The 12,347-nt window shown below is 63.1% G+C and carries 11 protein-coding genes; 7 read left to right on the forward strand and 4 right to left on the reverse strand.

Annotated features, from left to right (window positions below):
* Positions 1-2,908 (forward strand): autotransporter outer membrane beta-barrel domain-containing protein (locus B4E36_RS01750; protein ID WP_345899907.1); only part of this gene is annotated, 2,908 nt, incomplete at its 5' end.
* Positions 2,909-2,949: 41 nt separating this feature from the next.
* Here the strand turns inward: B4E36_RS01750 and B4E36_RS01755 are convergent.
* From B4E36_RS01755 to B4E36_RS01770, 4 genes are read right to left on the reverse strand one after another with little or no spacing between them, the layout of a single operon-like run.
* Positions 2,950-3,990, reverse strand: a complete 1,041-nt coding sequence (locus B4E36_RS01755) for an HlyD family secretion protein (RefSeq protein WP_292058770.1) — start codon at positions 3,988-3,990, stop codon at positions 2,950-2,952.
* A 21-nt stretch (positions 3,991-4,011) separates the two neighbouring features.
* Entirely contained in the window at positions 4,012-5,700 is a 1,689-nt protein-coding gene (locus tag B4E36_RS01760; RefSeq protein WP_292058771.1) for an MFS transporter, read from the reverse strand.
* Positions 5,697-6,149, reverse strand: a complete 453-nt coding sequence (locus tag B4E36_RS01765) for a MarR family winged helix-turn-helix transcriptional regulator (protein ID WP_292058772.1) — start codon at positions 6,147-6,149, stop codon at positions 5,697-5,699. The genes B4E36_RS01760 and B4E36_RS01765 overlap by 4 nt, the downstream gene beginning before the upstream one ends.
* A 34-nt stretch (positions 6,150-6,183) precedes the next feature.
* The gene (locus B4E36_RS01770; RefSeq protein ID WP_345899908.1) at positions 6,184-6,528 is read right to left on the reverse strand and encodes a hypothetical protein; all 345 of its coding nucleotides are present in this window, start codon (positions 6,526-6,528) and stop codon (positions 6,184-6,186) included.
* Positions 6,529-6,561: 33 nt separating this feature from the next.
* On the opposite strand from B4E36_RS01770, the gene B4E36_RS01775 reads away from it, so the two are divergent.
* From B4E36_RS01775 to B4E36_RS01800, 6 genes are all read left to right on the forward strand, one after another.
* On the forward strand, positions 6,562-7,368 hold the full coding sequence (locus tag B4E36_RS01775; protein ID WP_292058774.1) for a MarR family transcriptional regulator: 807 nt from the start codon (positions 6,562-6,564) through the stop codon (positions 7,366-7,368).
* 47 nt (positions 7,369-7,415) lie between these two features.
* Positions 7,416-8,693, forward strand: a complete 1,278-nt coding sequence (locus B4E36_RS01780) for an ABC transporter substrate-binding protein (protein ID WP_292058776.1) — start codon at positions 7,416-7,418, stop codon at positions 8,691-8,693.
* A gap of 66 nt (positions 8,694-8,759) precedes the next feature.
* The gene (locus B4E36_RS01785) at positions 8,760-9,644 is read left to right on the forward strand and encodes a carbohydrate ABC transporter permease (protein WP_292058779.1); all 885 of its coding nucleotides are present in this window, start codon (positions 8,760-8,762) and stop codon (positions 9,642-9,644) included.
* Positions 9,637-10,467, forward strand: coding sequence for a carbohydrate ABC transporter permease (locus B4E36_RS01790; protein ID WP_292058781.1), 831 nt, complete (start codon positions 9,637-9,639; stop codon positions 10,465-10,467). Before B4E36_RS01785 ends, B4E36_RS01790 begins: the two co-directional genes overlap by 8 nt.
* A gap of 9 nt (positions 10,468-10,476) precedes the next feature.
* A complete protein-coding gene (locus B4E36_RS01795) occupies positions 10,477-11,925 on the forward strand; it encodes a sulfatase family protein (RefSeq protein ID WP_345899909.1) in 1,449 nt (482 codons plus the stop codon).
* Between the two features lies 1 nt (position 11,926).
* On the forward strand, positions 11,927-12,347 hold a 421-nt coding region (locus tag B4E36_RS01800; RefSeq protein ID WP_345899910.1), incomplete at its 3' end, for an ABC transporter ATP-binding protein.

A 12,347-nucleotide genomic window follows, 5' to 3' on the forward strand; every position in this document is an offset into this window, starting at 1 on the left:
GTCGATCGGCGGCGGCGGCGGCCTCGGCGGGGCGGCGACCATCCCCGGCGGCCGTGTGACCGGCGAGGCCAACCTCCTGCTCGGCGGCACGGGCGGCGACGGCGGCGACGGCGGCAAGGTGACGGCAACCTTCGAAAACGCCAATGCGATCGTGACCAACGGCGTGATGGCGCATGGCGTGCTGCTGCAATCGATTGGCGGCGGCGGCGGCGTTGGCGGCGATGCGACCGACAATCCCTTCGGCGCGATGGTGCTCGGCGCCAATTTCGGCGGCGATGGCGGTGAAGGCTCGGATGGCGACACCGTCACCGTGAAGGGTGGCACCGCCAATATCGCGACCGATGGCAATGACGCGATGGGCCTGGTGGCCCAGTCGGTCGGCGGCGGCGGCGGGCTTGGGGCGATCGGCAGCGGACAGGATTCCTACCGCCTGCGCGACGCGACGCTGCAATTGCAGGTCGGCGGCAATGGCGGAAGAAGCGCCCATGGCGGCGACGTCAACATCCAGTCCGGCCTCAACATCACCACCAATGGCAGCCGCGCCTTCGGCGTGCTCGCCCAGTCGGTGGGCGGCGGCGGCGGCATGGGCTCGGTCGGCGCGTCCGATGTCATCCTGTCGCTCGGCGTCGGCGGCCGCGGCGGTTCCGGCGGCGATGGCGGCGATGTCACCGTGATCTCGGGCAATGGCAGTTCTATCGAAACCCATGGCAGCGGCGCGCACGGCCTCTTCGCCCAGTCGGTCGGCGGCGGCGGCGGCATTGCCGGCGATGCGACGACGTCGACGCTCTCGCTCGACCGCAAGTTCGACAGCATCAACGGCAGCGGCGACGGCGGCGATGTCGGCGTCCAGTTCGACGGCACGATCCAAGTCTCGGGCGTCGACGCCTACGGCATCGTCGCGCAGTCGATCGGCGGCGGCGGCGGGTTCGGCGGCGACAGTTCCGGCGCGTTCGCCGGCTCGACCAGCCTGTTCGGCGATGGTCACGGCGGCGACGTCACCGTCGTCCAGAGCGGCGAGGTCAACGCGATCGGCTCGAACGGCATCGGCATTTTCGCGCAGAGCCAGGGGGCTGCCAATACGGATGCGTCCGATCTCGGAACGATCAGCATCGAGGTTGGCGGCAATGTCGGCGGCGGCACAAACCAGGGCGCCGGCGTCTTCGTCAGCGGCGGGCGCGACAATGTGCTGCTCGTCGATAACGGCGCCATGGTCAGCGCCTATTCCGGCACGGCGGTCCGCTTCGTCGGCGACAGGTCGTCGGCGGACGGCAGCAGGCTCGACATCTACAATTACGGCGTTGTCGCTGGCGATGTCCTGCTCGAAAACGCCGACGGCAACGGTTCGGGCGCGGGTTATGAATACGACCTTGCGACCCAGAGCCTGGCGACGACCGCGTTCATCGCGGTGCCCTACAATGCCGGCACGTTCAACAATTTCGGCGTCAGCCGGGGCGCGCGGACGCTGCAGGCCAATGTGGTCAACCACGGTCAATTGTTCGTCGGCGACGAGAATGGCATCGGCGAGACCCGCGTGACCGGCAATTTCCGGCAGGCGGACAGCGGAACGCTGGTCGTCGATGCCGATTTCGAGAACAACCGGATCGACCAGCTCATCCTGCAGCAGGACGCGACATTGGCGGGCACGCTCGACGTCGCGCCGATCTCGCTGCTGCCGCGCAAGCTCCCCTTCCTCACCGTGGGTGGCGCGCGCACCGGCACTCTGACCGGCAAGCTGCATGACATCTTTACCTACAGGGTTCTGGAGGAAGGCTCATCGCTGGCATTGTCGGTCGATGCCGACTTCGACGGTTCGCGCTTCGGCCTGACCGGCAATCGCGCCCGCATCGCCGACTATTTCCAGCGGGTCTGGGACACGGGCGGTGAAGGCTTCGGCACAGCCTTTGCCGAACTCGCCAGGGCCGGCGGCGGCGGACTTGCCAATGCCATCGACGCGATCCACTCGCCGATGCCGGCGGTGCCGGCGGCGCAGTCCGCGACGATGGCCGCGCAGCGTCTCGACCGGCTGATGAGCTGCCCGGTCTTCGACGGACCGACGGCGATGATCGTGCAGACGGAATGCGTCTGGGCGCAGTTCGGCGGCCAGCGGTTCAACCAGGGCACGATCGACGGCGTCAGCGGCTATGACGACACCACCTACAGCTATGCCCTTGGCGGACAGTTCGCCATTGCCGATGATCTGTTCATGGGGCTGACGGCGGCTTACGAGAACAGCGACATCAACGGCGCGGACGGCCGCACCTCGGTCAACGGCGACACCTTCGCGGTCGGCGCAAGCCTGAAATACAATCCCGGGCCATGGCTTTTTGCCGGCGCGGTATCGGGCAGCTACGGCTCGTTCGACAACAGCCGCCAGTCTATCCTCGGTTCGACGGGCGGCCTGGCGACCAGCTCCAGCGACGTGACCACCTTCGCCGCCCGCGGGCGCATGGCCTACACCTTCGCGCAGGACAATTTCTACGCCAAGCCCTATGTCGATATCGACCTGATTTACGCCAATGCCGGCGGTTACACCGAAACCGGAGCCGGCGTCTTCAACCAGACGGTGGAAGACAGCGACCAGTGGGCGATCATGGCCTCGCCCTCGTTCGAGGTCGGCTCGCGCTTCGCTCTCTCGGAAACCTACCAGCTTCGCGGTTATGCGCGGGCCGGCGTGACCTTCTCGTCGGCTGACGACTGGACCACCAAGGCCCGTTTCACCGCGGCCCCGGCCGGCGCGGGAACCTTCGATATCACCCTGCCGATGGACGATGTGTTCGGTCGGGTGAGCCTCGGCGCGGAGCTGACCAATCTCAACAACGGCATGCATCTGCGCGCCGAGTATGACGGGGCGTTCTCGGAGAACACCTCCAGCAATTCCGGAATGCTCCGGTTCTCCTACGATTTCTGAAGCTCGAGGCGCCCCGGCAAAGGGGCGCCTCAAAAATGCGATCAGCTCTGGCTGGTGTCGACGCGGGCGATGACCGAAAGGCCGGGGGCGAGCTTGTCGGCATCGGTCTGGCCCGGATCGATTTCGATCCTGACGGGGACGCGCTGGGCGACCTTGGTGAAATTGCCGGTGGCATTGTCCGGCGTGATCACCGAGAACTGCGAGCCTGAGGCCGGAGAGAAGCTCTCGATATGGCCGGTGAAGGCCTCGCCGTTCAGGGCATCGACGGTGAAGGTGACCTTCTGGCCGGGCTTCAATCCCTTGAGCTGGGTTTCCTTGTAATTCGCGATCACCCAGCGGCTGTCTGGCACCAGCGCCACGAGCTGGGCGCCGGCGGTGACATACTGCCCCTCGCGTGCCTTGACCTGGCCGAGCGTGCCGTCGCGCGGGGCGGTGATCTTCGTGTTTTCCAGGTTGATTTCGGCAAGCGAGCGCGCAGCCTCGGCCGCGGCCACGCTGGCTTCGAGAGCGCGGCGGTTGACGATCGTGGTCTGCAGCGCTTCCCTCGCGACCGCGACCTTGGCATTGGCCTGCGCGACAGCGGCTTTCGCCTGATCGAGCGTTGCCCGCGCCTTGTCCATGTCGCTGCCGGTCGAAAGCTCCTTGGCGCTCAGACGCTCCATGCGCTCCCATTGCGACTGTGCGTTTTCAAGGCTTGCCTTGGCGCTTTCGACGCCGGCTTCGGCCGAGCTGATATTGGCCTTCGCGGTCTTTTGCGCCTGTGCGTTGGCATCGAGCGCGGCCTCGGCCGAGCGCAGGCTGGCCTCCGCCTGGGCAAGCTGCTGGCTATAGATGCGGTCGTCGAGACGGACCAGGAGATCGCCCTTCCTGACCGTCTGGAAATCGGTCACGGGCACTTCGGCCACAAGGGCGGAGAGTTGCGGCGAAAGCAGCGTGACCTTGCCCTGAACATAGGCGTCGTCGGTGCGCTCCACCGCGCCATCGAAGGGCGGCAGGTTCCAGGCAAACAACAGGGCGACGATCCCGGCGATGCCGATGGCGAGCGTCAGATAGGTGGCGAATGAGCGGATAATGCGTGTCATCTTGAAATGTCTTTTTGGTTGTCAGGCGGGGAGGCCTTCGGCGGCGGCGCGCTTGTGCTCCCATGTCTCGAAGGCGACATCGACGATGAGAACGACAAGGGCGACGCAGGCCAGAAGGCAAAGGAAACGGAAGGCGTCGTTATAGGCGAGCACATAGGCCTGCTGGCGCACCTGGCTTGCAAACTGAACGGCGCCTTCGGCCTTTCGCACCACCGTGTCGCCGATGGTCGAGCCATAGGCCCCGGCAAGCTGGGCGATGCGCTGGCTGACGAGCGGATCGCCGGCGGCGAGATCCTGCGCAAGTGCTGCGGAATGGACCTGCTCGCGCCATGTGACGAAGCTTCCGAACAGGGCGGAGCCGAGGATACCCCCGATGCGCTGGGTGGTGAGAAACACAATAATGAAGCTCAGGAGATAGTTGGGTCCGCGTTTCAACGCAGCCATGATGCCGACCAGCATGGCGGGCGGCAGATAGAGGCCCGCCGCGAAGGCGATCAGGGTCTGGCTCAGATACATCTGCGAGGGACGGGTAAGGCTGGTGGAATGGCTGTCGAGCCAGGTCCCGATAATCAGCAGCACCAGCGCGAAGCCATGCATGGCGGCAACCCGTCCGGGCTTCAGCAGCATCGCGCAGGTCGCGCCGGCCGCGATCGTTGCCAGCAGGATGACGATATAGAGCCCGCGTAGCTGCTCATTGCCGAGCCCGAGCATCATGAAAAACGCCCGCGCGCCACTCGACTGTTCCGACAGGATGATGCGGAAGATCAGCAGCGCGCCGGTGAAATGGATGATCTCGGCGGAGGTGATCCATCTGATGTCGAGCAGCGGGTTCTCCCGGTGCGTCTCCATCAGCACCATGATCGTCAGGCACGCGACGCCGAGGATCATCAGCCAGCCGATCCAGGGCTTTTCCGTCCACCAGTAGATCCTCCCGACCGTCAGCGCGACGGTGAGCGCGCCCATGCCGACGAACAGGAAGCTGAAGGCGATCAGGTCGTTGCGGCTGATCACCTTGACCCGTTCGCCTGACACCAGCGGCAGCTTGTAGATCAGGGCGAGCGAAATCAGGGCGAGCCCGATCTCGCAGATATAAAGCCGCTGCCAGCCGCCGTGGTCCAGAAGCACCGGCGCCATCAGCCCGGCAAGCGGCGTGCCAAGCGAAATCACCGTCATCGCGGCGCAGATGCCGATCGAGAACTTCTTCTCGCGCGGCAGGCCCTCGAGCATGTAGAGGATCGCGATCGACGACATCGGCGCGGCGGCGACGCCGGCAAAGAAACGCACGATGATCGCGGACTGATAACTGTCGGTCCACAGATGGCAGAGACTGATCAGCACATAGAGAACGATCGAATATTCGGCGAAGCGACGAATCCCGAATTGCTGGCGCATCTTGAACAGCATCAGCGTCAGGCTGGCATTGGGCACCAGATAGGCGGCAAGCAGCCATGTCGCCTCCGCCGTCGTGGCTTTCAGCGGGCCGGCGATCTGCTGGATCGTCACGGTGATGAACGACATGCCAAGGGCCTGGGTCAGGCCAACAACGGTTGCGGCAAACATGTAGAGCAGTAATTGCGGCAGCGGTTTCGGCGGCTGCATCGGCGGCGCGCCCGGATAAAGCGGCGGCGGGTTAGCCGGTTGTTCGTCCGGCGTTTCGGCGGCCTTCTCTTCCGGCTCGTCGCGCAGTTCGGCGCTCTGGACGGCGCTCATGGCTCGCGCTCCATGCGCTCGATACGGCCGACGATCGCGTGCAGTAGGCTGGTCGCCTCCTTCAGCGCCTCTTCGTCTTCCGGAACGAAGAAGGTGCCGATAAAACCGGCGCGTTCGGCAAGAAGCCTTTCCGCCATCGCCTTTCCGTGCGGGCGCAGGCGCACCAGGTTGACCCTGCGGTCATCCGGGTCGGGCACCCGCTCGATCAGATCGAGCTCCGCCATCCTGTCGAGCATGCGCACCAGGGTCGGCTTCTCCAGCTCCAGTTCGCAGGCAAGCGCGCTCTGATTGCAGCTCTCGGTTTTCGCAAGCAGCGTCAGCACGCGGGCGCGCGAAAAGGTCAGCCCCAGTTCCGCAACCCGCGCATTGTAAAGCGTGCGCATCTTGCGGCTGGTGACGCCAAGCGCCTCGATAAAGGCGATCTGCAACTCGGTCGATGTCTGGGACATGTCGATAGAACACTATATGTTAGGTAGCTATTAGTTAGCATACTACATATAAATTTGACAAAAGCAAGGCCCAGCCCGATTTCGACGTGTCAAAAAGCATAGAGTTCATTTTTTGATGAAGGCGATCAGCCTCGCCGCCCAGATCCTGCTGAACACGATCGGACGCGTGTTCGCGGCGCGGTAGATCAGACTGTCTTGTCTGAGGCGATGACAGCGGCGATCCGCTGGTGCGCTTGAAAACGATATCCCGGATCGACGGCGCGTCATGCCGGGCAATCGTCAATATCAACATCACCCAGGCCTTGCTTTTCTCTGCGACAGCGTTTTGAGCACGCCGCCCCTTGCGTGAAATTTTATTTATGATAATTGTTAATTTCAATAATGAAATTTTCAGTGAGATTTGAACCGTCCAATGGGTCCCACCGATCGCATACTCGAGGTGCTTGAATACCTGGCTTCGGCGGGGTCGAAGCCGGTGAAACAGGTCGATATCGCACGCGATCTGGGTGTTTCGCCCGCGACCCTCAACCGGATCGTGAAAATCCTGTCGGATCGCGGTTACCTGTTCAGGACCTCGGAGAAATATCTGGTCAAGAACTTCACGCTGGAGCGCACCATCGCGATGTCGTCGGCCTATCTCGCCGAACTGGACCGTGCATCCAGGGCGCTCACGGAAAAGACCGGCGGCGCCGCGGAGATCGTGGTGGTCGTCGGACACGAACTGCTCTGGCATTCCCGCACGCCCCATCCCGATCCGAACGTGACGATCCTGGCGCGCGGCGGTTTCCGGCGAAGCCTGCTGGAATTCGATGCGCTGTCGCGGCTCTATCTGTCCACGCTTGAGCCGGACGACCTCGAGCGCAATTTCGACCTGATCGGCTTCTTCGATACCGGCTGCGCCAGCGGTCGCGAAATCAAGTGGCTCGCCGAAGACGAAGTTCGAAGCCGCATAGCGGCGACCCGCGGCAGCGATTTCGCCTGTGATGCGGTTGCAAACCATATCGGCATCCGCCGCTTCGCGACGATGGTTCAAGGCCCGGACAACGCCTTTCTGCACCTGCTGTCGATTGCCGACAACGCGCCCCCCGGAACGGGCGAGGGCGCGATTGCCACGCGCAACCGGGAGGCGCTTCTCGAGGAGAGAGATCGTCTTACGGAATTTCTGGCGAACGAACGCCGCGCAAACGAGGCCGCGGCCAAGTTCAGGCTCGTGCAATAGCCGGCAGGCGGCACGGGCGAATTGTTCTCAAAAAGGAGGAGGAAACGATGCAATTCAAGACAATGATTTCAGGTGTCGCGGCGCTGCTGTGCACCACCGCGCTCATGGGCGGGCAGGCAAGTGCCCAGGAGCAGGAAGTGAATGTTCTGCTGTTCTCGATGCCGTCTACGCAGGGCTTGCAGAAGCTTGCAGGCGACTTTGAGGCTGAAACGGGCATCAAGGCCAATATCGATGTTGTTGGCCAGAACGTGTTCGAAAACCGGATCACCCTGTCCTTTGCGGGCGGCGCGCGCGATATCGATGTGGTCCACACGCCCGTCATCCAGGTCCAGCGCTGGGTGGAGGCCGGATGGCTTCAGCCGATTACCGATCTGGTCGAAAATATCGAGGATCGTGACGACATTCTCGCCGGCCCCCTCAATTCCTATCTGGTCGACGGTCAATACTGGGCCGTACCGTTCTTCGCCGAGACGGGCCTGATGGCGTATCGCCGCGACATTCTCGAGGCCGCAGGCGTCAATCCGCCCGAGACCTGGGAAGAGATGCTGAACGTCGCCGCCGCCATTGATTCCGACGACACCGCCGCCATCGCCATGCGCGTCGCGCCCGGACAGGGCTTCAACATGTTCGTCTTCCCGATGATCATGCGCGCCTATGGCGGCAAGTTCTTCGAAAACTATCCCGACGATCTGACTCCTGCGCTGGATTCACCCGAAAACCTTGAAGCCCTGAATGCCTACATCAAGCTGATGAATGAGTACGGGCCGGAAGGCATCGGCAATTTCAACTTCCCGGAAGTGGTTGCTGCACTCCAGTCCGGACAGGCCGCGATGACCGTGGACGGCACCTCGATCGTCAGCCAGGCCGTCGATCCGGAAAAGAGCAAGTTTGCCGATGAGTTCGTGCTGGCGCTCCCGCCCGGCGGCCCGGCCGGCCGTTCGCCCGCGATCGCCGTGCACGGTCTTGGCATTCCCGCCGGCGCCGAACACAGCGAGGCTGCCCGCAAGTTCATCGAATGGGCGACAAGCACCGAAACCCTGACCAAGCTCGCGATCAATGAGGCCTATCCCGATTTCACCCGGGCATCGGTGGCGCAGAACCCCGATGTGAAGGCTAAATATGCCGGCATCCAGGACAACTTCCTCGACCTGCGCGTCGAAGCGCTGAACCTTGCCGTCGGAAACTATCGCCCGCTGATCCCGACCTGGCCGGAAATCGGCGCAGCCGTTGGCGAAAACATCAACGCCGCGGTCAATGGCCTGATGACGCCCGAGGAAGCCCTTGCGGCCGCTCAGGACGAGATGGAAGCCATCCTCGACAACTGATCGTTTCCCCAGCGTATCCGCCGGCCCTCCGGCGGATACATCCCTTCACGAAACCGGAGTTGATCCATGACGCCAGCGCGCGCCTCGGCCTCGATGAATCGCGGCTACAGAGCCATGATGCTGCCGGCTTCCATCGCGGTCGGAATTTTCGCGATCGCGCCTCTTGCCGGCATGTTCGCCCTGTCGCTGACGAATTATAATCTGATCCGGGGCTGGAACGGAGAGATCGGGATCGCCAATTTCCTGCGCCTTCTCGATGATCACCGGTTTATCGCCTCCGTCTATATCATGGCGGCCCTTTCGGGTTTCGGCGTGCTTGCGCAGGTCGTCCTCGGTACCGCGGTCGCCGTTGGCCTCGACAAGATCGTCAGCCGCTGGAAGGCGGCGCGCGGCATCTTCGTCATTCCCTTCGCCGTGCCGCATGTCGCCGTGGCGCTGATCTGGCTGTCGCTGTTCACGCCGACGCTGTCGCCGATCAACGCCTTCTTCGACATATTCGGGATCACCGTGCCGGCGATGCTGACCACCCAGAGCGGCGCGATCGCGGCAATCGTGATCGCCGATACATGGGCGACCTATCCGTTCGTCATGCTGATCGTGCTGGCAGCGCTTCAGGGCATTTCGCCCGACCTCGACGAGGCGGCGGCTCTGGATGGCGCAAGTCGTGTCAAGACGTTCTTCCTGATCACCCTGCCCCTGCTCTACCCGACGCTGCTGATGGTCGCGCTGTTCCGCTTCATCGAAACGCTGAAGCATTTTCCGCTGATCTTCGTCATGACCAATGGCGGGCCGGGCCGGGCCACGCAGGCGACCAACTACTACGCCTATGTCCAGACCTTCCAGAATTCGAATGTCGGCTACGGTGCGTCTATTGCCGTCGTCCTGTTCGTGTTCGCGGCCATTGTGAGCTTCTATATCGCCCGCTTCAACGCGAGGTATTCCAATGCGTGATACAACCGTCAACTACCGGGTCAAGCGCGGCCTTGGCATCGCCATGATGCTCGCCTTCCTGCTGTTTGCGCTGTTGCCGGTCATCTGGGTCATTATCCTTGCCTTGCGGCCGGCCCAGCAATTGTTCGAACCGATCTGGCGCTCGCCGCTGGCGCTGACGCTCGACAACATCTATTCGATCACCCGGTCGGATTTTCCCAAGGCGCTGGTCAACAGTTTCATCACCGCCGGCTGTTCGACGGCGCTCGCCCTGATCCTCGGCGTGCCCGGCGCGTTTTCGCTGTCGAAGCGCAAGGCGGCCAACAAGTTCCTGGCATCCTGGCTTCTTCTGCTGCTGCGCATGGCGCCGCCGGTGGGCTTCGTGATCCCGCTGTTCCTCATCTACATCAAGACCGGCATGATCGACACCTATCCCGGCCTGATCTTCGCCTATACCTCGCTCACCCTTCCCTTCGTGGTGTGGTCGATGTGGAGCTCGTTCAACCAGATCCCGGACGAGCTTGTCGAAGCCGGGCTGATGGACGGCGCATCGATGTGGAACGTGCTCCTGAAGGTGGCGATCCCGGCGGCCCGCCCCGGTCTGGTGGCCGCTGCCGTTCTCAGCTTCCTGCTGGCCTGGAACGACTTCTTCTTCGCGCTCATCATCACCCGCACTGACACGATGACGGCGCCGGTCGCGGTGATGAACTTCGTCTCATACGCCAGCGTCGACTGGGGTGCGATCGCCGTCGCGTCCATCGCGCTGACGCTGCCGGTCGTCCCGATCATCATCATCGCAAACAAATACATCGTCCAGTCGCTGGGCGGAGCAGTGAAAGGCTAGGCAAAGCGCATGCAGCAACGTCCGAATATCGTCTTCATCATCACGGACCAGCAGCGCTACGACACCGTCAATGCGCTCGGCTTTCCCTATATGCACACGCCGAACCTCGATCGCATGGTCGAAGAGGGCGCCAGTTTCGACCGGATGTATGTCACCTCGCCATCGTGCAGCCCGTCGCGCGCCTCGCTGTTTTCGGGAACCTTCCCGCACACCAACGGGGTCTACCGCAATGACGAACCCTGGTCGTGGTGCTGGGTCGATCTCCTGAAACAGGCCGGCTATCGCTGCGTCAACACCGGAAAAATGCACACCTGGCCCGTTGAGGGCGCGTTCGGCTTCCACGAGCGGCACGTCGTCGAAAACAAGGACCGGGCCCACCCCGATCTGCCCTTCTATCTCGACAACTGGGACAAGGCCTTCTGGACGCGCGGCATCGAAAAGCCGACCCGGATCACCCAGCGCCGCCTTGCCGACTACAAGGAACGGCTGGGATGCTATGTCTGGGACGCGCCGGAGGACCTGCACGCCGACAATTTCGTGCCGGAACTGGCGCAGATGTGGCTCGACCGCTATCCGGGCAACGAACCCTTCTTCCTGCAGATCGGCATTCCCGGCCCGCATCCGCCCTATGATCCGACGCAGGACTTTCTCGACCTCTATGAAGGCCGCAACGATCTGCCGGAACCGATCCGCGACTATGATTTCGACACCCAGCCCGGGCCGATCCGCAAGCTGCGCGAGGGGCACTACGCCCAGGATCATGACGGCATCGTCCACCTTGAAAATCCCACGGCCGACCAGATGCGCAGGCAGCGCGCGCACTATTATGCCAATGTCTCGATGATCGATGCCCAGCTCGGCAAGCTGTTTGCGGCGCTGGAAAAGCGCGGCGTTCTCGACAACACCATCATCGTCTTCACCTCCGACCACGGCGACTGCCTCAACGATCATGGCCATTCGCAGAAGTGGAACATGTACGAGCAGAGCGTCCATGTTCCGGCGCTGGTCTGGGGCAAGGGCATTGCGCAAAGGCGCTGCGACGCACTCGTTTCGCTGTTCGACTGGGGGCCGACGATCCTCGAATGGGCGGGCGTCACGCCGCCGGGCTGGATGGAGGCGCGCTCGCTCAATCCGCTGATGACGGGACAGGGCGAGGCGCGCGACTGCGTCTTTGCCGAACACGCCAACGACGCGATCCTCCGCGATACCGATTTCATGACGATGGTGCGGACCGAGCGATACAAGCTCGTCCATTTCGTCGACAGCGAGGAAGGGCAGCTCTTCGATCTTCAGACCGACCCGCGCGAGACCGTCAATCTCTGGGATGATCCCGGATATGCCGAAATTCGCCGGTCGCTGACCATGAAGATCCTCGAATGGCGCATCCAGAGCGACAGAAAAACCCAAGGGTTCCGACAGGCCCTGGCCAACCGGCCGCCGATACGGGAAGGAGTGTAAAATGGGTAGCATAGCCCTTGAGAAAGTCGCCAAGCGCTTCGGCAAGGTCGAGGTGATCCCGCAGATCGATCTTGAGATCGAGGACGGTGAGTTCGTCGTCTTCGTCGGGCCTTCGGGCTGCGGGAAATCGACGCTGCTGCGCATGATCGCCGGGCTGGAGGATCTGTCCGGCGGCGCGATCCGCATCTCCGGCAAGGATATCTCGGCCCTTCCCCCCGGCGACCGCGGTCTTGCGATGGTGTTCCAGTCCTATGCGCTCTATCCGCATCTGACGGTTGCCGAGAACATGATGTTTCCGCTGCGCATGGCCAAGATCGACAAGGCCGTCGCCGAGGAGAAGGTGCTGAAAGCCGCCGAGGCGCTCAACCTCATCGACTATCTGGACCGCAAGCCGAGCGAGCTTTCCGGCGGCCAGCGCCAGC

The sequence above is a fragment of the Martelella sp. UBA3392 genome (genome assembly GCF_002358775.1).
Classification (GTDB): Bacteria; Pseudomonadota; Alphaproteobacteria; order Rhizobiales; family Rhizobiaceae; genus Martelella; species Martelella mediterranea.

What these genes read in the sequence shown, in the direction of transcription:
- B4E36_RS01755 (WP_292058770.1), bottom strand. Translation starts at nt 3,990, where the DNA reads ATGACACGCATTATCCGCTCATTCGCCACCTATCTGACGCTCGCCATC.
- B4E36_RS01760 (WP_292058771.1), bottom strand. Translation starts at nt 5,700, where the DNA reads ATGAGCGCCGTCCAGAGCGCCGAACTGCGCGACGAGCCGGAAGAGAAG.
- B4E36_RS01765 (WP_292058772.1), bottom strand. Translation starts at nt 6,149, where the DNA reads ATGTCCCAGACATCGACCGAGTTGCAGATCGCCTTTATCGAGGCGCTT.
- B4E36_RS01775 (WP_292058774.1), top strand. Translation starts at nt 6,562, where the DNA reads ATGGGTCCCACCGATCGCATACTCGAGGTGCTTGAATACCTGGCTTCG.
- B4E36_RS01780 (WP_292058776.1), top strand. Translation starts at nt 7,416, where the DNA reads ATGCAATTCAAGACAATGATTTCAGGTGTCGCGGCGCTGCTGTGCACC.
- B4E36_RS01785 (WP_292058779.1), top strand. Translation starts at nt 8,760, where the DNA reads ATGACGCCAGCGCGCGCCTCGGCCTCGATGAATCGCGGCTACAGAGCC.
- B4E36_RS01790 (WP_292058781.1), top strand. Translation starts at nt 9,637, where the DNA reads ATGCGTGATACAACCGTCAACTACCGGGTCAAGCGCGGCCTTGGCATC.
- B4E36_RS01795 (WP_345899909.1), top strand. Translation starts at nt 10,477, where the DNA reads ATGCAGCAACGTCCGAATATCGTCTTCATCATCACGGACCAGCAGCGC.